Here is a 24,642-nt window from a genome sequence, read left to right as displayed (position 1 = left end):
GCCAAAGGCTGGAGAAGTACCCTTGAGTATTTACCTTCTGCAGTAGCACTTTCGAGCTAAGTTTGGTCATAGTAAGACTTTTACAGGCCTCTAGCTTTAGCCTGAAGTCTATCATTTATATCGACTCTGGAAAATATCTTCAATCGCTCGGCAATGAGACCCATAGCTACAGATAATTGATCGGAAATTCTTTAACTTATCTGTACGTAATCAATCTTCCTTCGTATCTTCTCTGGCTTGAACTACATCACAAGTGCTTCGTCATCCTTATCTGGAACCCATACGGTTAGCCCGTCTTCTCGTAAGAATTAGGATAGTCGGAGAACATCACGCAGATCCGTTTTTACTCTGTCCCCTTGACGAAAAGAAATAAGAGCCGGCGAAGCGTAAACAGTTAATATCCATGAATTTGAGCAACGGATACAGACTATATCCAGTAGGCCTAGGTTCGTAGCCATCTTCCGGGGCAGTAACTTTTTCTAACTGCCCAATCAATTTGCGAATGGCCTCAACAGGATTCAGAATGGAACCCATGTATCTTAACGTACTTCTACCGCTGTCAGAGACTTCGGCGGCAATCGATTCCTTTGAAACATCCAAGCCAATGAATTTTGTTATATTATTCAATTTAGCTAACTTCTTTCGTATTGTGACTTTGCACTGGCTGTACAGTTACAGTGTAATCCACGGGTCACTATGACTAATCATAGATACACATGTCCGATGGAACATATAATTCAGGATGTTCTAACGGTTTGCTCCAGAGATAACCTTGTTCATACTGCATACCGTAATCCCGAAACAGTTGTGCTTGTTGTAGCGTTTCTAATCCTTCACAAATAACTTTCACGTGTTTTTTTTTCGCGAAATGTTGAAAATACAGGACTAATTCCATCATGTCTTTATCTTCAGTTGCAAGATCAATCAATTGTTTATCAAGTTTAATCCATTCTGTTTGTAAATGTTTTAAACGTAATAAATCATTTTCCCCAGCTCCAAAGTCATCTTGCGCAAATTCCACTTCGGGTAATTGTATACGTAACTTTTGAAACACCTCAGTATCTATTTCATCTACATATCTCTCTAAAACTTCAAATACACAATGAAGCCCTGGTACTTGTTCTTGTAATCGACGATACCACGACGTAATTCGATCAATGTGATGTAAACTCCCTGCATACCAATTAATAAATAAACGCTTTCCTCTCCAAAATCTTGCTTTGCGAGATAGATATTCAAGTAAACTTTCCATACACTCAAAATCAGCTTGTATACGCTGTCCGTTTTGTTCTGCTAAATGGAAAAACTCAATTGGAGAAACATCTATTTTCCCCATGTGTGGACGAGCCAACGCTTCAAATCCAACAATACCTCCTTCGTGCGTGTCAATAATAGGTTGAAACACCCAACTTATCCCACCTCGCCAAAATGGAGATGTTATGAATTCTATGAAGTCTCGTTTCAATGCGTGTGCAATAACACCTTGATACCCTACAATTTTTCCGTCTTTCAATATTGACATCCACTGCGCATTTTCCCACCACAATGTACCATTTGGTTTCATTTTTAAAAGACATGTTTTATATATAGTTTGTTCATTTTCAAAATGTTTAAATAGTGTTTTAATTGGATAAACGTCATTAAATCTTCTTGTATTACCAATGGCCTGATCTTTTGAGAAACCCGTTATTTTTTCGTAGGCTGTATTTACCATATAAATTTGTTCTTTATGATCCAATAATATTTTTGCTTGTTGATCTGTACTCCACAGCCATTCCGTAGCAGTTACTAACCAGACAAGTTCATCCTCCATAGTAACTTCTGCATTCATTTCTACTTTATCATCATAATTTTGAACAAACTCCTCATTCGAGCGTACAAACCTATTTTTCCCGCTTCCTTTTGCAAAGAGTAACGCTTGATCTGCTAAGGAGGAAGCCATGTGGTCAAAGACTCCATAATGCCAGCCGATAGAAAGTTGTACCCGAATGGATAATTTTGAGGAAATAACAATTGGATACTCGGTTACAAGATCATGAAGACCACGCACAAAAGCGACTGAATTCTCTTCCGGAATATGCGACCATATTTGAAATTCATCACCACCAAATCGAACAAGAGCATCTGTGTCTCGCATCCCATTCTCCAATCGTCGTGCGACTTCTTTCAAAACTTCATCGCCTATATCATGACCATAATGGTCATTTATTTGCTTAAAGTTATCAATATCACAAAACAATACGGCTCCTATAGACTCTTTGGGTTCCCTCTTCATCCACTCTGCAAACCCATGACGTGTCATCGCTCCAGTTAACGCATCTCGATGTGCATTGCGTTTGGTTTGCTCTAAGCCATATTGATGTTTTAACCAAAATCTCACGTATAATCCCATCATAAGTGCTGCAACAAGACTGGTTTTTACAGAATCCCAGTGTTGCTCTTGGCTATGAAACTCATATACGACATTTATCAAGACAGCTATTCCATAAAGAAAAAAATGAATTGGACGGCGTTTAGAAAAGTAGTCGATCACAATCGTTATAAATTGTAAAATCAAAAAAAGTACAACCATCAAATCAATATCTTTAGGATTATGTGTAGAAAAAAAGGCCATACTAATGACAACTAAAAAAAATAATACACTTAAAAAAACTCGTTCATAGAGTTTAGAATGTAGAAGATAGATGCCAACAAAAATTACCCCATACACACCGAGGGGAATCGTAATTCCTAAACTTAAACGATCTAAAAACAACCCCAGCACAATAACAAAAAAAGAAACGTACGGTGTCCATTGACCTAAATATTTTTTTAACAAAAGATCCAAAAATTCTTTTGCTGATAAAGTTTGTCCCATTACAAGCCATATCATCATTACATTAGACAATTCATCCGCCATAGCGTCAACATCCATTCCACTACCTAGGTTAAGTGCTCAGCATCTTTGACATTGTAACATTCCTCCCCTTCTTTATCTTCCTTAAAAAAGACCATTTTTTCTAGCTTAATTGAATCATAATGTAGTCAATTTGAACTAGATGTCTATTTAAATAGACGGTTAATTCCGACTATATAGGCTGTTAAAAAGGTCATACATTCGGATGGAAAACAAAATTGCACGCCCGCGAAAAATGGTGAAATGGACGTACCACAACCACCATTCAACCAAAGATGCGAGGTGCATTTTTATAGATTTGCAGCTTGAATTGCTTCCGTACCACCACTATACCACACTGGGATTTGACGAGGAACTCATTGATTATATCGATCATGTGGACGATTCGATTGTGTTTAAGAAGATCGCTCCACTCTATAATAATGGTGGGCGAGAGATTGGTATTCAGTCAATAGGGTGGACACCTCGAACAAAAAATATCAAAACAGTCTGATGGATTGCACTTTGGATTTAGCTTGCCTTCTTGTTCGCTTTTTTGAAATACATTGATTGGAATTGTACAGGCGTCTTATATCCAATCGACGAATGAATCCGTAGCCGGGTTTACCACATATCGATGTACTTCCAAATGTCCTTCTTTGCGCGTTTGGTAATTCTCCAAATGTATGAGCTTGCGTTTGATGACACTATGGAATCAATCAATGCAAGGGTGAGTAGCCCTGCATTGCATGGTTTCATAGTGTACTCAAGCGTGAACTTGTCTATCTGGAAAAGTTCACAACGAGGGAGCAAGCAAAGAAGCGAATGTTCAAGTATATCGAAGTGTGGTATAACCGTGAGCGCATTCAATCATCGACGGCTTACATATCACTGATGGAGTACAAGAGAAAAATATTTCCAAACGCTGAGAGTTCTAGCAGGGTAGGAGAACAGCATATTTTTATCTGAATATTAAACCTATATTTTCTCTGTTTTAGTGTCTCCATTATATTGACTTAGTACCAGATTACAGTCATGCTTCTTTTGGAAACTCTATACGGTTGCGTCCTGAAAGTTTTATGGCGTTTGACAAATTTAGTGCTCTCGGACCATTCAAGGCAAGTGAAATCAATCCAGCAATCTACGCAAGTTCAAACACGTACATATTTACAAATCCCAAACTAATTTTATATGTGAAGATCGTCAGAATCATATCAATTACAAGAAGCAAGGTGAAATTTTACTGTCGATACCAACGATGAGCGATATACCACCTAAAAATTCAATCAACCTGAGAACCGGTACTGCAATATGGGCGAAATACTTAACGAACCCTGTCGGTTGACTCAATTTCAAAAATCCATGAATTATGAAGGTAATGCCAAGAACTAGTCGGATGATAATTGGTGCATACCTTGAGGTTGATGACATTTGTATTTCCCCCCTTTTCGGAAAATCTTTAACTTGGTTTCGTTTAGCCGAACTGCCATACACTGTGACTAAGGTTTCCATATCGATAACTTCGGTGTAACAATGTTGCCTTACGAACTTCATCAGCAGCACCCATTGCATAAAATATCGGGATAAAATGCTCATTCCCATGAGGGGGCACCGCGAGGCTTGCATTAGGTGCTAAAGTATCATACTGATATAATGAATCAAGATCCCATTTCATAAGGTGTTTCTCTAACCACTGGTCGAATTGGAGAGCCCAGTCGTTTATTTGATTTTCTTGAAACTGGACGGCACGCAGATTATGAACCGTTCCCCCACTCCCAATAACCAAGATATTGTTTGCTCGTAAAGTCCTTAAGGATTGCCCGATTTTGTACTGTTGTTCAGGGGTCAAACATGGATTTACAGACATCGCAATGACTGGAATGTCCGCGTTTGGATAGAGCAAGCGCAAGACAATCCAAGCTCCGTGATCGAGTCCACGCTTAGTTTCTGATTCAAACGGAATGCCGTTTTCCGTAAAAAAATTCTTTATTTCCTGAACTGTTTTATGATCCCCTTTTGCAGGATATCGTATTTGATAAAGCTCATTTGGGAATCCGCCAAAATCGTAAATAGTCTCGTAGTCTTTAACTTCGCTGACCTTTTGAATACCCGTTTCCCAGTGTGCAGAAAACAGCACAACTGCTTTAGGGCGTGTCATTTTTTGCCCCAATTGATTTAAGAACTGCGTGTAATCATTATCTTCAATCGCTAAAAGTGGGGCACCGTGTGCAATGAATAGCGTTGGAATCATATTTATACCTCCTTGTACTTTGCTGAATCATCGATTAACCTAAGTTGAAAATCATGCAAATATTCCACATTATCGTATGCGGTTCCGGATACGTTCGAAAAGTAACATTGGCACTTAATCCTCTAAAGAATTCTTCATTTGCTCTACCCCATTCATAAGGCAACACCTGATCCATTTGATCATAATTCAGTTTTATGTTGTATTCTTCCTTTACGAAGTCTGGGATGTACCCGCTAAGTTCAGCAATGACTCCCTTACTGTGATTTCCAGGTATGAACCCAAGTGTCATTGCAAGAATTGCTCCTTGATTAAACCCAAGCAAGTACAAACGGTTCGAGTCTATTGGGTACTGGTCACACGATCGTTGATGAAATTCGTGAGCCGAGTTATCGCGTTATCGAAACCTTCTCTGTGCGGTTTGCCATACCCGTAAAGTAAGCAAAACCAGCTACCTGCGGAATATGACCTAGGATACTAAAGATGAAAAAAGATTCCTCCAAACCTTCAATAAATGAAAACATGTTTTTTTGTTACTCCCGATACCATGCATCACAAACAACACGGGATACCTCTTTCCAGGTTCAATGTTCGTTGGACGGCAAAGTTCATACACCATTGATTGTTTAAACCGTATCATCTCTTTTATTATGCAAGATGAATTGCGTAAGCATCGGGTCCAAAGAGTGCAACCCCAACACAATGAGAATTTACCAACAAACCGTAACCCACAACTTATCATCATATTATTAATTTGATTACTTTCATTTTGTGAGTTGTACCTTACAACTAATACTATACAGTAGTAACTTATATTTTATCAATAAGTATGTTAAAATAAGCTTGTGAACGGACGTGCTAAAATGATACAAGTTCTTAAACTCTGTCTACAATTTGAATCCGCTTTTGAATTGTTAGGAAAGAGATGCACGGGTCTCCCCATCTGAGTGACAAAATGCTCGTTGAACAACTCAAGGAGTTGGACACACCAGGGATAGTAGAACAGCATGTTTACACCGAAATGCCAGTACGTGTGGAATATGAACTTACGGTGAAAGATCGCGAACTTGAACCTGCAATGTCTCAAGTCCAAAAATGGGCGAATAAATGGGTTGTGTTTTTGTCCAGATCAATGTGAGCCACTGTGATCGTCTCAAAGGTGAACCACCCAGCCTCCTAAATAGGAAAGTTCTTACTATGTCCTCATCTCTGAGGGGGTGGAAAATTGGATGCTTTAGTATTTTTTATTCTGTTTTTTCGTCATCTTTACGCGATATGATTTTCCGGAACCAATACGACTTACCATTCTGGACCTAGTATAAAGTTGTGGACACAAAAGAAGGAATGTGTGACAATTAGCGCAAAAGCCTAGATCAATCACCTTTTATGCATACTACCAGTTATTTATGAATACTTATTTTATAAAACCCATTCATGTGTGATCCATCTAACACAATGCATGCCTTTTTATAGGGGAATTCAAAAATATCCTTAATTTCCGTGTCGCAATTTCAACCATATTCATGTATACTATGGTTGCCGTATTGAGCACTTTCCGTTGCTGCTGTCCCCACAGCTAGCCATCGGAATCCCTTTGGCCGATGGTATTTACATCGACCTTTTTTCATTATCCCGGTGTACATCTGGCTTGATCGTCGATCACTTTCTCCTCCGGAAGGATGATGCTTAGTATATCTATGCCGTACTTCCCTTATGCACCCACTGAATGCCTTGTCGTGCAGGAAGTGGCCACAACAGGGGCACACCACCTGCAATTCCATCAGCAATCACATGAAGCTCATATCCTGCCATCGCAGCCTCCGCAGACACTGCCGACATCCCGTGCAAACTCATCATCATGCCCAGTGAAAACAGCCCAATTCCAAGCACGCTATGCGTGAACGTCCGATGACTCGTAAAGGCTGCCCCCATACTCCATGCAAAGAAGGCGAGTCCAGCCACTAATGGCATCACATGAGTGACCACACCGTAGATGGCGAACAGGCCCACAGCTCCAAGCGCGATCTTTCGCATCAGATTCGCTCGCGAGAACAACGTAAACGCCAGCAACGCATAACCTACTAGACTAAACGGCGTCAGTGGTACATGCCCTACATAGAGTACATACAACGCGATGAGAAGAAAAGCCATCCGCCCCACCATCTCTGCTTTCCTTGCTAATAGTGAATGTGATTCATCCAGATCCGGTACAAGCGAACCTAAGACCGCTCCTACCACCACGAGCGCTTCTGGTACAAGATTGACCGTCCTCATCGCTGAAATCGGCTCCCACGGAAAGCGTATCAACAGTGGCATGATGACCGTTGCTCCTAGTGCTCCGATGGCCATATAGGTGCGACCTAGCTAATCACTCCCTTCTCTCTTTAAACCATGATCCGAAGAAAAGTATTCATACTACAATCATTCCACAATGAGCACTACCCGACAGTCACTCGCTGAATGATACCCTCACGCTTTTTTCATTTATGGATAGAGGAAGGTTTCACTCCATCTTCGGTACAGGTTCATCTTGCCTATAAAATCAGCATCTGCGTCTTTTGTACGGATTCCTATTCTTTTGGCAATACGTTTGTTTACCCGTGTCATTCATATTAGTTGTTGCAAAGGGCATTTTCACAGCTTCAATGAAATAAGTACTATGCTCAATGATCTGGATAATAGTTGAAAAAGGAAAGAATAGTTCACAGATATCCTGCACATTCTATACATGAAATGTATAGAAAAATTACCTATTCAACCATTCGTAGTCTAAAGAGGTTTACAAATGATGATCCATGCCCTTTCACCGAATCTTGAAAGAAATAAACAACTTATACAAAATCTTTTTGGTCATAGTGATGATATTCAATATGAATATTTTCAAATTAACACGGTATATGCAGAACCCAAGCTGATCATGAGTGTCATGGTTTCAGGATTGGCAGATAAGGATCAAATTCACCCTAGTGTCATCACGCCCTTATTGCAACACACTTTTGTTCTAACAACATCTATGATAGATGAAGCACAAAACCATATTGCAATTAAAAATACCACCCGTTTTCACTCCATCGAACCTTGTTTAAGCATGCTTTTACAAGGGGGAGTTGCTCTTTTTTTTGATGGTGAAGAAGAATGCTTAGTGATCATTGCTCCTGCGTTACCCGAACGATCGATCGAAGAACCGGGATTTGAAATGTCTGTCCGCGGCTCACATGAAGGATTTGTAGAATCCATTGGAACCAATATGGCACTTATCCGCAAGCGTATTAAAGATCCACGTCTGCGTTTTCATCCCTATGAATTTGGTTCCATCACCCACACAAAACTGGTCATTGCATATATCGAAGGATTGACAGCGCCTGAAATTCTACACTACGTGAAACAAAAATTACAAGAAATACAACTAGATAGCATTACAAGTTCGGGAGAGATCGAGCAGATTGTTGAGGATAATCCTTTAAGTATCTTTGCAACCATCGGAAATACAGAAAAACCAGATCGAGCAGCCGCTCTTTTGACGGAGGGGAGAATTATCATCATTGTCGACGGCGATCCGACAACGCTTTATGGTCCCCATCTATTTGTCGAATCTTTTCAGGGTGTAGAGGACTATAGTTCTAGACCGTATTATGTCACCTTATTGAGGATACTGCGATTTCTTAGTTTACCAGTGAGTGTCCTTACTCCTGGTCTCTATATCTCCGCGACTAACTTTCATAAAGAAATGATTCCAACGGCGCTTATTCCCAGCTTTCAGGGATTTAATGAAAAAGCACCTTTTCCGGTTTCCTTTGAAATTTTTATCATGTTAATTGGCTTTGAATTAGTGCGCGAAGCGGGTATTCGTTTACCAAAAACAGTAGGATCTGCTGTGAGTATCGTAGGTGCGCTCATACTCGGACAAGTGTCTGTCGATGCTGGACTCATGACGCCTCCTGCAATCATTGTCGTAGCCACATCGATTATCTCTGGCTTTCTTTTAACCTCTATTGCGGATGTTGTTTCGATTTTACGTCTAATTTATTTAGTGAGTGCTAGTATATTTGGCTTGTTCGGAGTGATCATGGTTACGCTTGTGACCTTTACTCACATGGTTTCCCTGACTTCATTTGGTGTTTCTTTTATGGCTCCACTCGCTCCTCTTTATTTTTCTGATTGGAAAGATACTATTATTCGAATGCCGATTCGCTTTTTTAGTAAACGCCCCCACAGTATACCGGTTCAACAGCAAACAAGAATCAAAGAGTTACCTAAACGGAAAGGGCATCCATGAATATATCTCGATTTTTCTCTCAAATGATTTTGTATGGGTTACTATCCATCTCGGTCACTGGATGCTGGAGTAGTTTAGAACTTAGAGATTCCGCCATAGTTTCGGGAATCGGGATTGAGAAAGTGGGAGCACAACAGTTTCGATTAATCGTTGAAATTATTGGAGCACAAATGGGCAAAGGAGGAACGAGTACTAAGGGACGTACCATTCTCACTGGTACAGGTCAAACTGCATTAACGATTGAACGAGAAATGATCCGCGATGCAAAACGCCGCATTGTCTTTACACATACAAAGTCACTTGTTATGAGTAGCACCGTAGCGCGGGAAGATCTATACTGGGTTTTTGATACTTGGATTCGCGATCAACAACCACACCTTGCCGCCTATCTTTTTGTTACTCACGATCCGGTAAAACAAGTACTTCATGATTCCACCTCATGTGGGGCGAATGCTGCGTTTCCGCTTTCTTCCGGCATGGAAAATATCAGATTTATATCTAATTATACAACCCCTACGATGCGCGAGTTTCTTCGGGATATGTATGGACCGATGAACACAGGTTATTTACCCATGATCCATATTCAAAGGGATTTATCGAAAACACCCTTAGTAGAGTATGCAGGAACGGCAATTTTTCATCATAATCACATGGTTGGAGAATTAAATACGAGAGAAACGCAAGGACTCGTGTGGCTTCTAGGGCAGGAAAAGGGAGGGGCTGTCGATGTCGCAAATAGTAAAAGTCATTCACTACAAGCCCTTGAACTAACAAAGGAAAATACGATCATGCATATGCAGATGACGCACGGTCATCTAGTCGCTCATTTTCAATTCCATATTGAAGGGACCCTTGCACAAGATTCAGGGGATCATACGATGGATCCATCCATTGCTACAAAACAAATGGAAGTCGCAATCGCCAAAAAAGTACAAGCCATTCTCACAGACACCATCACTGTGTTACAAAAAAAAGATCACGCAGATATTCTTGATATTGGGTTGCACCTTTACCGAACACAACCCCAATTATGGCATCAATTGAGTCCGACATGGGATGACGTATTTACGCATGCACAGATTACCACTTCCGTAAAGGTACATATTGTGCATCCTGGTCTTGCTCGCTATGTCTACCCGAAGGTTCCCATGCCTTCACTACACATGGATTGGGAAGGTGGGTCAAACACATGAAGCATGCAACCGCCTGGGAAACTTTTTTTGCCATGGTGATGACACTGCCGATTATGGGTCATGAAGTGATGCTCCCCTTTTTATTGCAAACGGCTGGACGAGATGCTTGGCTATCGGTGCTTGTGTCTCTTCCTATCGCCCTGCTCATAATCATGGCCATTTGGAGAGTCAAGTTGCAAGTTCAAACAGCTCCTTTTAAGCAATGGATGAAAGAACAATTTGGACCCATGATCAGCCATTCCCTCGTGATCGTCATCGGGTTGTATCTGTTTTTTCTTTCCTGCAGTTCAATTGCGTTTTTATCCGATTTTATTAAAATCAATTTTTACCCAGATACGCCTTTGATTGCTTTAATCATATTTTTTTATTCTGGGTGTCTCTATGCCATTCTCAAAGGGACAAATATCATTTTACGAACGGCGATTATTCTTGGTATCTCGAGTCTGATCACGGGTACATCAGTGACGTTCATGAGTACCCCTATGAAGGATTTTAGACATCTCTTGCCGATCTTGGAGTATGGGATAAAACCTGTATTCTGGGGTACTTGGCTTGTACTCAGTATGTGGACAGAACTTTTATTTTTATTGATCATCCCTATTAAATCGGAAGATCATAATAAAATTTTTAAATTATGGTTTGCAAATATTGGCCTTCAAACTCTTATGATGATAACTCCAATTATAGGCGTGATTACAATATTCGGATTAGGCTTTGCGACGTCACTCACTTATCCATCTGAGGAAACGTTACGAAATATCCACCTCTATATCGTCGATCGTTTTGATGTGTATGGACTACTATTAATGACGCTTGGATCCTATGTCCGCACCATTCTTTATTTCCGATTAGGATGGGAACTCCTTTTCCCATCGAAGAAAGATCAACAAATGGTGTGGACTTGGAAACATCTGTGGATGCTTCTCACTTTTAGTTCGTTTGGAGTAATCGCTTGGTACCTCGCGAAGGATCACGCACGCATCGAACAAACCATCACCTTGTATACGATGTGTGGCATATTGAGTCTATTGCCTATCCTCATTTGGTTGATGTCATGGGGCAAACGGGTAATAGCCCATCTCAAAGGGCAACCCATACCTGCACCACAAACAGAATGACAATCACCGAAAAATTTTCACGTGTAGCAACCTAGCCTTATGCTATCATGAACATAAGTTTACACTATAAAAGGTGGTTTTAGCATGCTATTCTCATCAGATGAAATCATACTGAATCCTTTACAGTCCATTGAGGTAGCCATGGATCAAATTGTTCACGATTATTTTTATGAGGGCGTATTTTTTAAGACTTTACTTCGTGGTGACTATTCTATGGATCAACTTCGTTATTTTGCGATCCAATATAGCTACTATAGTCGACACTTTCCTCGCGTATTAGGTGCAGCCATATCAGCCATGGAACCACAGAGTGAGTGGTGGATACCCTTGGCAGATAATTTGTGGGATGAAGCAGGTCGTGGAATCATGGGTCGTGATCACGAATCCCTTTATCGCACCTTCCTCACTTCCGTGTACCCATCGATTACCCTTGATCAACATGGCATTCCTCTAGTACCCATGTCATCTTCGGTATCTGAAGCCATTACTGGGTTTATCCATTTTTTCCGCAATGCCACACCTATAGAAGCCGTGGCAGCAGTGGGATTTGGGTCTGAATATTTTGCAGGTACAGTCATGGGTATGATCGCTAAAGGGATGGAACACCCTCATTATCAGCGAGTGCATCCCATTGACGTGACATTTTGGACGGCTCACGCACATGAACATGAGCCTCATCATTATCAATTATGTAAAAATATACTCATGAAGGAGCAGAATCCAACAAACCTAGAGATCATGTATCGAACAGGGAAAGAAATTGCGATTTCCGAAGCAACTATGTATACCAACTTACATGAAGAAATGCTAAAACAATCGATCAATCCTGCACCGTAGCGCACATATAGTGACTATAAGCACTGTTTTTGCATAAGGTAAGATAAGCGACGACACGGGTTAGCGAGGAAGGTTAACATGATTCCTACCCATCCAAAAGTAACCATTGTCATCTGTTCATACAATGAAGAAATGCGAATCTCGAAGGCGTTACAGTCGGTACTTGATCAAACGACTGATGACTGGGAATGCCTGGTTGTCGATGATGGATCCACGGATCACACCATTGATATCGTTCGCTCCTTTCATGATTCACGGATTAAGTTAATCACTTTGCCGATTAATTTGGGAAAGGCACATGCATTAAATGCAGCGTTACTGCAAACCAAAGGGATCTATTTGTTAGAACTAGATGCCGATGATTGGTTACCCAATCTGGCAGTGTCTACTCTTTTGAGCGAAATGGATGATCAGAGTCACGAAGTGGGACTCCTCACCTCCTCCTATCATGTCTGGAGGCAAACAAGAAGAGGCCATCTGTTGTATCGTGGCATTGAACATTCTACACCGATTACCGTCTCGAAAGAGTATGCAAAAGTACCCATCCCCCGCTTCTATCGCACGGACCGATTACGGAGTTTTGGAGGATGGGATGTATCCGATTCTTCTTACGGCAGACTCTATGAAGATGTGGCTATGACACTTCAATTTCTGCAAAAAAGTCGCATTGCCATCATCAACCAGCCTCTATATCATCGTGTGATTCGCTCATGGAGTAGCAGTCAAGTATCCGATCACCCCTATTCTGCATGGGCACAAGTGAATCTGACTGATCCATTCCCATGAACAACGTCACGTTACATGGCACTAAACCAAGATCCGAACATAATCGATGTTTGAAGTAGAAATGGTCACGGTAATCGGCTGACCATAGACAATGGGTGGTTCCTGCACTTGAATAAAGCTTGTTTGTACAGACGTGAGTGTCCCTTCATACATGGATGACGGGACGACCACTTCTACGGTATCACCGATAAAAGCATGCAAAAATGATTCAAATGTCATCTTAACTCACCCCTCTTTATGAAATAGAAACGATTTTACCGTAAGGTATGACCACAATATCTCCTGTACTTTCAGTGATTTCAACGGCATTTGTGCCAACTAACGTCACTGTACCGGTGATGCTTCCCCCGCCTGTCGTCACAGTGACGACTTGATGTTGATAAGCTGTGAAATAGGCTTGAAGAACAGGATTAGCCGGCAATCCGCTGGCCAGTTCATTTTTCATCAGTCGCAGTTCCTTTTGAAGATCGCGCATTTGCTCTTCTTGTCGGTGCAATTCACGTTTCAACGTATGATCGATGTGATGAAGTTCTTTGTGCAACTCATGCAATTCTCGTCGAAGGGTATGGATTCTCTTTCGAATCGGATACCGTAACACCACTCGATGTCCTCTGACTTTGATGTGTTGCGTGTCTAAGCTACCTGCTTGAATGGTTTGTACAATCAGTGTCTTGCCCTTTATGTGGCCTGAACCGTGCGGCATGATTGGATGATCCCCTTTCCGTGGTGGATGGTGGTGACTGGTCGTCTCTTGTACCATATTCACGTATACAAGTGAGCGACTTGGCACAAAACTAGGAAAACATGTAATTAGGCAGGCCAACTTAAAATTCCTCATAGCGATACACCGGATCATCGGTCGGTGTGGCATTTTCCATTAAATCTACCCAGGTCAGATGATCCAATCGTCCTGCCCATTTTTGATTAAAGTACGCCCAACTACAATCAATCCACTGCTCTCCCTGATCCTCTAAGCGACGAAAAGAGCTGTGGTCATCATGCCAAACAAACGTATCTAGCGCGATCACGAGTTTCCAACCGGCAAGCCTGGCTCTCAAACACCAATCTGCATCATCTGCACCACAGATGCACTCTGGATCCAGACCACCAATCTCCTCATGTGCCGATCTTCGTATATACAAAAGCGTCCCTTGGAGTGTTTTCGCTGTCACTGCACATGGGATCACTGATTCAAGCGTAGCATTGACTGCCAGGAGTACGGCTTCACTATAGGCGTTCCCCGCCCATTCTCTTCCTTTATGATCTAGATCCTGTCTACCCCCGATGCCTCGCCCAATAGGGGCTACAGCTGCAATCTGCGGATCATGCATCAGATGGCGCTGTAAACGCGAAGTCCATTGCGGTCCAACGTACACATCGGAATTGACGTAGCACAAGTCAGAGGTGGGATGAAGATCGACATACACTTGATGAATGGCAGGGGCATACCCGACATTGGTCGTGTTTTCGATCACAGTCACACAGGCTGGGTGCATGTGTTGGTAAGTTCTGAGCATCTCTTGTGACCCATCTGTGGATGCGTTATCAATGACCCAGATATGAAAAGGAACATCCGTGTACTTCAATAAAAGAGCAAGACATCGTGCTGTTTTTTCACATGTATTACAACTCACCATGATCACTTCAATGGATGAACTCATCCTAGTCCACCCACGGTTCCAAGATAGGATGTTCGTCCAGCATGGAATCATAGTGGCTACGTGGGCAAAAGTCTGAATTCGGATCGCGCGACACATAAAATTGGTACTTTCGCAGCGTCTCTTCAACGGATCCTGCGTAGCCAAAATGTTTGATGCGAAGAGAAGAAGAAGTGCCCGGGAATTCCGATACGAGATTCATCGGTAAACTACCTCCGTGCAATGCTTGATGATTCCATCGATAGGTGGCTTGTGGGAGGTAGCGAAAGAGTCGAGGACCATATTGTACGGGTGCCCATAATTTATCCACACGATAGTGAGTCGTTGAATGCCAAAAATGATAAAAACGAAATGCATACCAATCCAGGAGAGTTTGATTGATCATCCCTCGAACATCGTCTTTAAATCGAGGTTCAAAACATTCATCTGCGTCAATCGCTAAAATCCAATCCGGTCTTGTCGCAAGCGTGCGACGAAATAAGCGTAATTTAAGGGCCATCTCATTGATCCCATAGAGTGAAGCATCTGATCGCCCCAGAGAAACCACTTTGGGGTAACTGGCGCAAATCGCAGCCGTATCATCAGTTGATCCATCGTCTACAATTACGATTTCGTCGACGTACTCAGATAAGTCATCCAGTACTTGTCGTATATAGCGATGAGATTCGTTACGAACTTGCATCATGGCCGTGAGTTTATTGTTCGTCGCTTTCCGATAATAAGTCACTGGTTTCACTCCTTTCTACATCATTGTGAATCATGCATAACATGCGCCCATTTTTTCTTAAAGTAACGCTCGCTCTCTTCAAACATGGAGCGAAGCTTTCCATGATCGTTACAACTTTGTCCCATGAGATGATAAATGGTGCTTTGTGGACAATACACCACACGATAGCCCTGATGCCGTGCATGAAACGAATAATCTGTTTCCTCAAAATAAAAAAAGTAATGCTCGTCAAACAGTCCTAACTCTCCAAGGAGATCACGACGAATAAGATACGCTGCTCCGCAAACACTCAAACAATCTTCCTGTTGATCATACTTTCCAGGCTCATCTCGCTCGAGTAACCCACGCGGGACATGGTGCGCTTCCGTTCCAACAACGCCAGCACCTGTAATGCGCCCGTGCTCATCGATCATTTTCGGGCCAACGACAGCAATCCGCGGATCACTCTTCATACAATGAAGCAAAGGCTCTAACCACTGTTCAGTCACCATGACATCACTATTGAGCAAAAGAATGTACGGACTTGATCCTGCGACAATCCCTTGGTTACACGCCTTTGCATACCCCTTGTTGTGGTTGTTGGCAATGACGATCAGATGGTCTGAGTTCACGTGACGAAGTGCTTGAACAGAGCCATCGGTACTCCCATTGTCAACAACAATGATTTCATGTGGGATGGAGGTGTGAGCCGCAATACTTTGCAAACACTGGAATAACATAGACTTCGTATTATAATTGACAATCACCAAATCAATCTCTGACATGCTCAACTCTCCTTATACACTGTGACATGCCCACTCCCATGTGGATGAATCTCCAAGCACCATATGAAAGGCGTGTGGGCTGTGCTTTGCACGATTGATCTGTACATTTCTCCCTAATAAACATTGATCTAACCTTGGACCCTGAACAATGGCACATCCAGAAAGAACGACGCTATATTCAATCTCCGTATCCACGACGGAAACGTCATCTCCAAGAGATGTATAGGGACCAATATAGGCATGATCAATATAACAATCGCACCCAATGGAGATGGGCCCACGCAAGGTTGTCTGCTTAATGATGGTTCCAGGACCTACATAAACAGGCCCGATCACAACAGACTGGTCATCGATGGATCCCTGAATATCCGTTGAAAGATCCTCCAGTAGCAGGCGATTCGCGTCTAACAGATCACAAGGGCGCCCCGTATCCTTCCACCAACTGGATACTTGCGCATACGTCACTGAATATTGCTGATCGACAAGCCACTGAATGGCATCCGTAATTTCCAGTTCTCCTCGTGTGGATGGTTGTATGGAATGAATCGCGCGATGGATGATCGGTTGAAACAGATACACGCCACATAGGGCAAGATTGCCCACATCCTGTGAAGGCTTTTCGATGAGACGAGTGACTTGATCCCCATGTACTTGAATAATGCCAAAGTGTTCAGGCTCATCAACAGGCCCAGAAAGCACCAGAGCATCGGGGGACTGATCGATGAATTGACGGACAGCATGACCTATACCACCATGTATGAGATTGTCTCCTAACATCATGGCAAATGAGCTGCCTGCTAAGAACGATTCAGCTTTCCATACGGCATGGGCAAGACCCAGTGGTTCTAGTTGCTCAATATACGTGATGCGAACGCCTAGCGACGAACCATCACCAACAGCTCGTTTCACTTCCTTTGCGGTACTCCCAACAATGATCCCAATGTCATGAATACCTGCATCCCGCATAGCATCGATAGCTAAAAAAAGAATAGATCGATTGGCAACGGGTAATAACTGTTTGGCACTGGTAAACGTGAGAGGTCGCAAGCGAGTTCCTTTCCCCCCTGAAAGGATCAAACCTTTCATTCGCATCCCCCTCCTTTTTCGTTATTTATCTATGGAAAAGCTGCCCCCAACACATGGTGGTTACTTCTCATTACACTATGAAGGATCAATGACATTGGTATGGACATCTTTCTGAGTATCGAAAAATAATTGGGAACATATAGGGTATCTGCTTCAAGACACGTGTTTAGACTGGGTTTGACTATATAGCATACGATATCCAATGGAGGGTAACTGAATGGAAATGGATGAAGTTCACATAAATGAACCCTATGCGGTTTATGGGCCAGGTACAGTTGAATATGGAAGAAATGTATTCGTTGCAGAACATGCCTGGCTATCTTTAGCCACGGAACATGCCTTAGTCACTGTCGGGGATAATACACAATTGGGTCGCTTCTTCACTATTGCAGCAGTAATCATCGCTCCACAAGAGTTTGAAATTCAACGTCAATGCTACCTATGCTTATATGTGAATAACAATCTCCTGTGTTACTTGGCTAATTGGAATTGTCAAATTTAGTTTAGCCCCGAAACTCGTAATACCGGCCCATGGCTACGCCTAGGGATTGTGGGTGAAGTCAAGGGAAAGGTGGAGATTTTCCAGACGTACTTTTCTGGAAAATACGACCTGACCTTGACGAATGAATCCCTAAGTAAAATGAAAAACGGTCTTGCGACAGAGGTTGGGAGTAAGACCTTAGCTACCCGCTTTTTATACCACCTTGGACAGCTGGTCTCGGTAATATTGACGACGTTTCATCAAAGGTGGATATCCATCGTTTGTTGTGTAAATTCGTTTCCGGTTATAGTGAATTTCGATAAATCGGAAAATCATGCTTTTGACCACCTCCATCTTCAATGTTTCTGTTTTAACCTTGTACATGCACTCTTTTTTCAGCGTGGCAAAAAAGGACTCCATTCTGGCGTTGTCGTAGCATCTTCCGGTATGGCTCATACTTTGCACCGCACCGTATCTGGCCAAGGTTTCCCGGTACATCTTGCTGGTGTATTGACTTCCTCGATCACTGTGAAACGTCATGCCAAAGGCTTGATGCTTTTGGACAGCCAAGATGAATGACGCGACACAGAGTTCTGCTCTCATGTGGTTCGCCATCTTAAACCCTACAATCGTGCCATCATAACAATCCAATACGGCGCTGACATACAGCTTGCCCTCTGCCGTGGGGATCTCCGTGATGTCCCCCAGCCACTTTTGATTGGGGGCCGTGGCAGTGAAATCCTGCTTAATCAGATTTTCGCTCGCTTGTGCAGCCGGATCCGCTTTGGTGATCCCCTTCGCGTGATGGTTCTTCTTCAGCATCAGCTGATGCGTTTTGCAAAGTCTTCGGACGACATAGTAGGTACCGGTATAGCCGTGAAACAGCTGCAAGGCCAAAAAGATGCGGTACGCTCCATAGTCCTTGTTTTCTGCACGAATCTGACGGATCTTCGCCAAAAGATCATCGTATATATAGGGCATGTTTTGAGTACGCCGCCAGCGATAGTAGCCAGCTTCGCTGACCTGCAAGACCTTACACATTTCCTTCACGCTGTGCTTGGCTTCGTCTTTTTCCTTTTGAATCCCTATAAAACGAAACAAATCTCGTGCAGCTACCTCTTTTGGCTCTCTGCGAAAAAAGCTAACGCCTTTTTCAGGATATCATTGGCGGATTCCAGTTCCCTGATCTTTTTTTCCAACCCCTTTAACTCAGCAGTTTTCGGATCGATACGCGGATGACCACTGCCTACAAATGCCAAGGAACCATGTTGCTTGCTTTGGCTCCTCCATGTGTACAGCGTTGTGGATGGGATCCCCAGTTGATTGGAGGCCACGGTTGGCCCGACTTCATAAGACAATTTTATTGCTTCTTCTTTGAATTCTTTGTCGTACACTCGCATCTGGATTCCTTCTTCCTTTTTTATCATTCTTTCCAGAATTACGAGTTTGTTGACTCAACTAAAATGATACTGCTCCAAATCAGTCATTGGCCAAGTAAATTGATCTTACACGAATTGTAGGTATCCACGCTTAGCTATTCCTCCTTGTCAATCATTCATATACGTGCTTGTCATCACTCCTCCTTCCTTTTAGGCATCAGGGGTGATTGCACAAACTATATCAACCTATTTTACATATACAATGTGCCCCCCGATGTAGATGGTTACTTCACATCTCACACATGAGATTCCACTCTTGATTTTTGATCCATTCTAGAAATTTACTATTTAAATGTAATAAACTCTATCTTTGCTGTTGAAAGAATCTGTCCTATAAAATCATCCGAATAGTATTCCTACTTGTAGAAATACTAAAAACAGCACATTTCGTGAAAAGGTGGTTGTGTATGTATCAACCTTCACCTCACAATATTAGCTATATCAGTTATCAATTATCCGATGAATGGGAATCACTACCTATCAAATGCCAAAACTGCATGTGGCGAACAGGCCGTGTGTGTATGTTCTCTTACTGTATAAAAGATAACATGACATCGGGCGATAGAGTAGGCCGACCTCTTCCAAGGCCAGTTCATCAATGAACGGCTCTTGCGTTTTTCCCGCAAACCGCTCTACGTCACTTACTCTCGAACTTGCGTACACGTTCCTTTGCTCGTTCATACACTGCGACCCATCGAGACCATTAGGCTGCATTGTTGGCCTTACGTTGCCGTTTTGCTAAGACTGCTTTTTTCCGATGCTGACGAATGATAGCCAAATATTCACCATTCGTCAGTGGTTGACCCATGGCTGCATCCCGAATGATTCTTTCGGCGTATCGAAGTCCTTCTCCTACAAGGCGTTCGTGAGTATAGATTATGCTGAGCATGTTGGCTCTCCTGTACGTCTTACTGCCACCTCTCTGAGATAGGCGACAGCGACGAATGGATTTAGTATAAGCTAGTAACCACACATGAACAAACTCATGAAGCAATGGATCCATGATCATCCATCACCAGAGCAGTTTAATACCCCATGCCTGAATGGATGCGATTTCGTTTATACCAACTATCCATATATTCAATGATCTGTAACGTTACCTGTACACACCTTGTAACGTTATCATCAACGTCTCTTATTCGCTTTGTGAATCTGTATATCCACACTCCCTCAACCAGACTCCGTTTCTTTACCCACTAAAATAGTATAAATCCCATCAAATTGTTGCCCTATATACCTTGCTCGCTGGTAATCGTAACGCGACAGTGAAGCGAGTAACTTTTTAGCGGGATGACTGTGATCTTCGTTTCTCATTCTTTGACCAGAGGCGATACGTAGAGCCACTGCGGTGATCTTTCGCGTCACATATTCGGTGGGTTGAACCTCTTGCCGTAACCTCATCTGTTGAAGCACCTGCTCTAATTGATCACAATCCTGCTTGAATCGTAGTTTCTGACGATGGAAACGGGTGGTGTTTTTCGGAAGGTGGTAGTCAGGAATACAATTCAATCGTTCCATACATCATTTCGCCTCCACCAATCGCATCTGAATCTGTACCATGTCTCGATAGCGGTTCTCCTCCACATGGACGAGCACATGACGCTGGGTCCGTTCTAGCCATTGTGCAATCCGTTCCCCTTCTCCAAACGCGACGAGCGAATAGCTAGGTCCCGTTCCTTCTTTCACGCGTGCGCGTAGGTGTTGCTGCTTGGCGCCCATCGTCTGTACATCCCCAATGTGTACATCACGCAAGAAGAAAATAGGCTCGGGATTCGCTTGGCCAAACGGTTCAAGTCGCTTCAGATTGGCGATGAACTGCGGTGTCAACTCATGCACGTGTAACGGTGCATCCACATCGATATGCGGTGGGTCCCACTCGATATCCTGTGCGACCGTTGCCAATGCACTCCGTAAGTCGTTAATTCGATCAGCAGGTAAGGAGAATCCTGCCGCCGCTGCGTGGCCACCAAATGCGGTGAACACACTTGTTTTTGCTTGCACAGCTTGCAACAACGCATAAAGATCCACACCAGGTACACTCCGTCCTGATCCTTTGGCGACGCCATCTTTGATCGACAGGCACAGCGTAGGCTTGTACAGGTTTTGCGTGAGTTTCCCTGCGACGATCCCAATGACTCCTTCATGCCACGATTCGCCTGCGACGACTAACGTCTGATCCGTCCAAGCGTGTTCTTCAATCTGAGCTAGCGCCGACTGATAGATGCGCTCTTGAATGGCTTGTCGCTTCTGATTGAGTGCGTGAGCTTCAAGCGCTAGACGTTGAGCTTCTTGTGGATCATCTGCAAGAAGCAGTTCAACCGCACGTTTGGCATGAGCCAGACGACCGATGGCATTGATGCGAGGAGCCAACTGGAACGCCACGTGTGTTGACGTTACACCTTGCTTGCTGTTAGCCACATCAGCTAGTGCATGGATTCCTACGCTTGGAGACCGATTGATCTGACGCAAGCCTTCCTTGACGAAGATACGATTCTCGCCAATCAGCGGGACTTGATCGGCAATCGTAGCGAGCGCCACGACCTCCAGTAATTCTTCCGGGAAGAAACCGAGTAACGCTTGGGCAAGCTTGAACGCCACACCTGCCCCACATAGCTCAGGAAACGGGTAATCGCCGAGCGCTGGATGGACAAGTGCATAGGCGTCAGGCAGTTGATGGCCAATATGGTGATGATCCGTCACGATGAGATCGATCCCACTTGTACGTGCAAGATCTGCCGCTTCGAGTGCGGCAATTCCATTGTCTACAGTGATGATGAGATGGACACTTTGCTCCTTCGCGTCGATGACCGCTTGCGGACGAATTCCGTAGCCTTCGAAAAAGCGATCCGGCACGCGCCAAAGGGGATCTACGCCCAGTTTACGCAGGGCTTTGACGAGAATCGTGACCGATGAAACACCATCGACGTCGTAGTCACCAAAGATCATCACGGTTTCATTACGCACAATCGCCTCCTGTATCCGCGCTACTGCTTTGCCCATGTCGTGCATGAGAAAGGGATCATGAAGTTGTGCGCGTGATGGAGATAGAAACGCTTGTGTCGATGCTACGTCATAACCACGCGCTGCTACAATGCGTGCAACGAGTGGGTGGAGTTGATAAGTCTTTGCGATGTGTTGAGCAAGTTCGATATCTGCTTTCCTACCTATCCAACGTTTCATGAAAAGATCCCTCACTAATTCTGTGTCTACTCAAGAATACACGAAAACAACGCTATCTGTTTTGTATTCTGATAGCGTTTAGAGAAGTCATCTATGAAGATGAAGGATGGGTAGTCTGGGGTTTTATGTTCAAAGTGGATTGCAGAATAGACGTGCAGATTTTCGCAAGAAGTTTCTCTATAGACGCTTGGTGATAGACGCACCCTATACTTCAAGAAGTTTGCCTCCATCTGCACAGAGCCCCACTACCCAGTATTTAAAATAAATCAGTACTTAAATATTTTAAACCACTATCATTTAGGGTCAACGCGATGTTGTTTCCTCTTTCTCTATCTCTCAGTAATTTAATTGCTGCGCTAACATTTGCTCCTGATGAAATACCGACAAAGGTTCCTTCAAGCCTAGCGAGGTCTCTTGCCGTCTCGCAGGCTTCGTTATCAGTAACCTGTATACATCCGTCTATCAAGTTTTTATTTATCTTGGGTAAATCCAATGCATATCCACATCCCTGAACTTTATGGCGCCCATTATTTGTAATAGGATACCCTGCATATATAGCGGCATTTTCCGGTTCAGCAATATAACATCGAATAGATCCATTTAATTCCTTTAACTTTTCGGCGCATCCTTCAAAAGTACCGCCGCTTCCAACGATATCGACGAAGCAATCTATTTGACCATCACTTTGCTCCCACATTTCTACAGCGGTATGAAAGAAATGTGCTCTATATGAACTATCCAGCTTGAACTGATCGGCGCGAAAGGCATCCCTTTCCCGTGCTAATTTTTGAGTCGTTTGTTCTACTAATTTTAGGTCTTCTCCAGACACTTGTCCTTTAACTGATGTCATAGCTTGTGGAACAATAACGACTTCCGCTCCAAGCGCACGCATCATTTTGGCTCGTTCCATCGAGTTTCCTTCAGACATACATGCGATAAATGGGTGTCCCTTTGCTTGACATACAATTGATAGTCCCGTACCCGTATTTCCACTTGTCAGTTCGATAACAGTCTGTCCCAACTTTAATTCACCGCTGGCTTCAGCTTCCTCAATCATCTGTAGAGCAGGACGATCTTTCTTGCTGAACCCAGGATTCAAGTACTCCAATTTCGCAAATATGTTTCCCTCTACCCCATAGTGTTTTGTAATTCTGCTAAGTCGTAACATGGGAGTTTCGCCAATAGCATCGTAAATATTGTCTATCAGTTTTTTCATTATACCTGTCCCCTTATAATAGTAACGTGGCATCTTGACCTATCCTGCCTCAATAGCGACACTACTGCTCTTCATTACCATGCATACTTATGCAATAACGGATGTACTTATAGGTTAGAATACAATCTTCTGATGATAGATATTTTGAATATACCATACTATTCAATTGGAAGATATACCTTTTCCCATGAGCATTTTCATGTATAAATATCGCCTACCGAGGGGTAGACGGTGTTAATCTTGTTTTATCTATTCGTTTTTCATCTGCTCAACCACTTGCCCATTCCAGCCGGTCGCTTTGATCTTCGCCAGCTGATACCGGTTGATGTGGTCTGGATTATCTGGAACCGTCACGCCACCGTTGCCACTGTCGATGTACACCGCATCACGAAGTGTGTGCACTTGTTCGTGCAACAGTTTTCGTGTGGGGGCATTATCGACGCAACCTACAATCACTGGTGTGATGGGTTCCACTCGACCATAATGTCTTTCTGGCATGTGTACACTTCCGATCAGATCCGTGATCGTTCGTTGGTCATCTAAGTACTCTGGATACGCAACGATGTTAATCCCATACGCGAGTGCATAGCATTGTGCGAGCACGGCTGCTCTTTTAGAAACTCATGCCAATAAGTATGGGTGTAGTAGACTCGTCTATAAAAATGGTATGATCACTTTTGTTCAAAAGGGAAATTTTGTAGAGTCGCAATCTCCGTATATCATTCCTTCCATCAGTGTACACTATTTGATCAAATTCG

28 protein-coding genes are annotated in these 24,642 nt (G+C 43.1%); 9 read left to right on the top strand and 19 right to left on the bottom strand.

The window, feature by feature from the left end:
* Positions 1 to 700: 700 nt before the first annotated feature.
* Complete coding sequence (locus MM817_RS13680) at positions 701 to 2,899, bottom strand: bifunctional diguanylate cyclase/phosphodiesterase (protein WP_241716149.1); 2,199 nt, start codon at positions 2,897 to 2,899, stop codon at positions 701 to 703.
* 202 nt (positions 2,900 to 3,101) lie between these two features.
* Here MM817_RS13680 and MM817_RS13675 point away from each other — a divergent pair, with 202 nt between their 5' ends.
* The gene (locus tag MM817_RS13675) at positions 3,102 to 3,389 is read left to right on the top strand and encodes a hypothetical protein (protein WP_241716146.1); all 288 of its coding nucleotides are present in this window, start codon (positions 3,102 to 3,104) and stop codon (positions 3,387 to 3,389) included.
* A gap of 230 nt (positions 3,390 to 3,619) precedes the next feature.
* Entirely contained in the window at positions 3,620 to 3,844 is a 225-nt protein-coding gene (locus MM817_RS17470) for an IS3 family transposase (RefSeq protein WP_419723405.1), read from the top strand.
* Between the two features lie 249 nt (positions 3,845 to 4,093).
* Here the strand turns inward: MM817_RS17470 and MM817_RS17465 are convergent, their stop codons facing one another.
* Genes MM817_RS17465 through MM817_RS17030 form a run of 4 tightly spaced genes read right to left on the bottom strand, consistent with a single transcriptional unit; the run spans position 4,094 to position 5,647 of the window.
* Positions 4,094 to 4,306: a DoxX family protein gene (locus MM817_RS17465; RefSeq protein ID WP_419723403.1), complete on the bottom strand. Its 213-nt coding sequence runs from the start codon at positions 4,304 to 4,306 to the stop codon at positions 4,094 to 4,096.
* Between the two features lie 43 nt (positions 4,307 to 4,349).
* Positions 4,350 to 5,126, bottom strand: coding sequence for a DODA-type extradiol aromatic ring-opening family dioxygenase (locus tag MM817_RS13670; RefSeq protein WP_241716144.1), 777 nt, complete (start codon positions 5,124 to 5,126; stop codon positions 4,350 to 4,352).
* Between the two features lie 34 nt (positions 5,127 to 5,160).
* Positions 5,161 to 5,469, bottom strand: coding sequence for an alpha/beta hydrolase (locus MM817_RS13665; RefSeq protein WP_336605180.1), 309 nt, complete (start codon positions 5,467 to 5,469; stop codon positions 5,161 to 5,163).
* Positions 5,470 to 5,512: 43 nt separating this feature from the next.
* On the bottom strand, positions 5,513 to 5,647 hold the full coding sequence (locus MM817_RS17030; protein WP_272879999.1) for a hypothetical protein: 135 nt from the start codon (positions 5,645 to 5,647) through the stop codon (positions 5,513 to 5,515).
* A 401-nt stretch (positions 5,648 to 6,048) separates the two neighbouring features.
* On the opposite strand from MM817_RS17030, the gene MM817_RS13660 reads away from it, so the two are divergent.
* Positions 6,049 to 6,261 carry a winged helix-turn-helix transcriptional regulator gene (locus tag MM817_RS13660; RefSeq protein WP_336605178.1) on the top strand — a complete coding sequence of 71 codons (213 nt, stop codon included), beginning with the start codon at positions 6,049 to 6,051 and terminating at the stop codon, positions 6,259 to 6,261.
* A 557-nt stretch (positions 6,262 to 6,818) separates the two neighbouring features.
* Here the strand turns inward: MM817_RS13660 and MM817_RS13655 are convergent.
* On the bottom strand, positions 6,819 to 7,472 hold the full coding sequence (locus tag MM817_RS13655) for a metal-dependent hydrolase (protein ID WP_241716141.1): 654 nt from the start codon (positions 7,470 to 7,472) through the stop codon (positions 6,819 to 6,821).
* A 436-nt stretch (positions 7,473 to 7,908) separates the two neighbouring features.
* On the opposite strand from MM817_RS13655, the gene MM817_RS13650 reads away from it, so the two are divergent.
* The 5 genes from MM817_RS13650 (at position 7,909) to MM817_RS13630 (ending at position 13,333) form a co-directional block, all read left to right on the top strand.
* Entirely contained in the window at positions 7,909 to 9,399 is a 1,491-nt protein-coding gene (locus MM817_RS13650) for a spore germination protein (protein ID WP_241716139.1), read from the top strand.
* Positions 9,396 to 10,592, top strand: coding sequence for a Ger(x)C family spore germination protein (locus tag MM817_RS13645; RefSeq protein ID WP_241716137.1), 1,197 nt, complete (start codon positions 9,396 to 9,398; stop codon positions 10,590 to 10,592). The genes MM817_RS13650 and MM817_RS13645 overlap by 4 nt, the downstream gene beginning before the upstream one ends.
* A complete protein-coding gene (locus MM817_RS13640; RefSeq protein ID WP_241716135.1) occupies positions 10,589 to 11,710 on the top strand; it encodes a GerAB/ArcD/ProY family transporter in 1,122 nt (373 codons plus the stop codon). The genes MM817_RS13645 and MM817_RS13640 overlap by 4 nt, the downstream gene beginning before the upstream one ends.
* 84 nt (positions 11,711 to 11,794) lie before the next feature.
* Positions 11,795 to 12,547, top strand: coding sequence for an iron-containing redox enzyme family protein (locus MM817_RS13635; protein ID WP_241716133.1), 753 nt, complete (start codon positions 11,795 to 11,797; stop codon positions 12,545 to 12,547).
* Between the two features lie 78 nt (positions 12,548 to 12,625).
* Positions 12,626 to 13,333: a glycosyltransferase family 2 protein gene (locus MM817_RS13630; protein ID WP_241716131.1), complete on the top strand. Its 708-nt coding sequence runs from the start codon at positions 12,626 to 12,628 to the stop codon at positions 13,331 to 13,333.
* A gap of 21 nt (positions 13,334 to 13,354) precedes the next feature.
* Here MM817_RS13630 and MM817_RS13625 read toward each other — a convergent pair whose 3' ends face one another.
* Genes MM817_RS13625 through MM817_RS13600 form a run of 6 tightly spaced genes read right to left on the bottom strand, consistent with a single transcriptional unit; the run spans position 13,355 to position 17,568 of the window.
* Positions 13,355 to 13,552: a hypothetical protein gene (locus MM817_RS13625; RefSeq protein ID WP_241716129.1), complete on the bottom strand. Its 198-nt coding sequence runs from the start codon at positions 13,550 to 13,552 to the stop codon at positions 13,355 to 13,357.
* Positions 13,553 to 13,568: 16 nt separating this feature from the next.
* Entirely contained in the window at positions 13,569 to 14,156 is a 588-nt protein-coding gene (locus tag MM817_RS13620; RefSeq protein WP_241716127.1) for a tektin family protein, read from the bottom strand.
* A gap of 1 nt (position 14,157) precedes the next feature.
* Complete coding sequence (locus tag MM817_RS13615; protein WP_241716125.1) at positions 14,158 to 14,994, bottom strand: glycosyltransferase family 2 protein; 837 nt, start codon at positions 14,992 to 14,994, stop codon at positions 14,158 to 14,160.
* A gap of 1 nt (position 14,995) precedes the next feature.
* Entirely contained in the window at positions 14,996 to 15,718 is a 723-nt protein-coding gene (locus MM817_RS13610; protein ID WP_241716123.1) for a glycosyltransferase, read from the bottom strand.
* 20 nt (positions 15,719 to 15,738) lie between these two features.
* Entirely contained in the window at positions 15,739 to 16,482 is a 744-nt protein-coding gene (locus MM817_RS13605; RefSeq protein ID WP_272879998.1) for a glycosyltransferase family 2 protein, read from the bottom strand.
* Positions 16,483 to 16,494: 12 nt separating this feature from the next.
* Complete coding sequence (locus MM817_RS13600) at positions 16,495 to 17,568, bottom strand: glucose-1-phosphate thymidylyltransferase (protein WP_241716122.1); 1,074 nt, start codon at positions 17,566 to 17,568, stop codon at positions 16,495 to 16,497.
* A gap of 217 nt (positions 17,569 to 17,785) precedes the next feature.
* Between MM817_RS13600 and MM817_RS13595 the strand changes: the two genes are divergently transcribed.
* Positions 17,786 to 18,070, top strand: coding sequence for a hypothetical protein (locus MM817_RS13595; RefSeq protein WP_241716120.1), 285 nt, complete (start codon positions 17,786 to 17,788; stop codon positions 18,068 to 18,070).
* Between the two features lie 192 nt (positions 18,071 to 18,262).
* On the opposite strand, the gene MM817_RS13590 is transcribed toward MM817_RS13595, so the two are convergent.
* The 7 genes from MM817_RS13590 to MM817_RS13560 form a co-directional block, all read right to left on the bottom strand.
* Entirely contained in the window at positions 18,263 to 19,150 is an 888-nt protein-coding gene (locus MM817_RS13590) for an IS3 family transposase (RefSeq protein WP_241716118.1), read from the bottom strand.
* Between the two features lie 11 nt (positions 19,151 to 19,161).
* Positions 19,162 to 19,449: a transposase gene (locus MM817_RS13585; RefSeq protein ID WP_241716116.1), complete on the bottom strand. Its 288-nt coding sequence runs from the start codon at positions 19,447 to 19,449 to the stop codon at positions 19,162 to 19,164.
* Between the two features lie 742 nt (positions 19,450 to 20,191).
* Positions 20,192 to 20,377, bottom strand: coding sequence for a hypothetical protein (locus tag MM817_RS13580; protein ID WP_241716114.1), 186 nt, complete (start codon positions 20,375 to 20,377; stop codon positions 20,192 to 20,194).
* 281 nt (positions 20,378 to 20,658) lie between these two features.
* Positions 20,659 to 21,006 carry a hypothetical protein gene (locus MM817_RS13575; protein ID WP_241716111.1) on the bottom strand — a complete coding sequence of 116 codons (348 nt, stop codon included), beginning with the start codon at positions 21,004 to 21,006 and terminating at the stop codon, positions 20,659 to 20,661.
* Positions 21,007 to 21,009: 3 nt separating this feature from the next.
* On the bottom strand, positions 21,010 to 22,668 hold the full coding sequence (gene recJ, locus MM817_RS13570) for a single-stranded-DNA-specific exonuclease RecJ (RefSeq protein WP_241716109.1): 1,659 nt from the start codon (positions 22,666 to 22,668) through the stop codon (positions 21,010 to 21,012).
* Between the two features lie 256 nt (positions 22,669 to 22,924).
* On the bottom strand, positions 22,925 to 23,884 hold the full coding sequence (locus MM817_RS13565) for a PLP-dependent cysteine synthase family protein (RefSeq protein WP_241716107.1): 960 nt from the start codon (positions 23,882 to 23,884) through the stop codon (positions 22,925 to 22,927).
* Between the two features lie 249 nt (positions 23,885 to 24,133).
* Positions 24,134 to 24,487, bottom strand: coding sequence for a hypothetical protein (locus MM817_RS13560; protein ID WP_241716105.1), 354 nt, complete (start codon positions 24,485 to 24,487; stop codon positions 24,134 to 24,136).
* Between the last annotated feature and the right edge of the window lie 155 nt (positions 24,488 to 24,642).

Origin of the sequence: Sulfoacidibacillus ferrooxidans (genome assembly GCF_022606465.1) — a bacterium.
Lineage (GTDB): Bacteria > Bacillota > Bacilli > Alicyclobacillales > SLC66 > Sulfoacidibacillus > Sulfoacidibacillus ferrooxidans.
The sequence above is the reverse complement of the archived record's forward strand: the minus strand, read 5'-3'. Positions and strand labels throughout refer to the sequence as shown.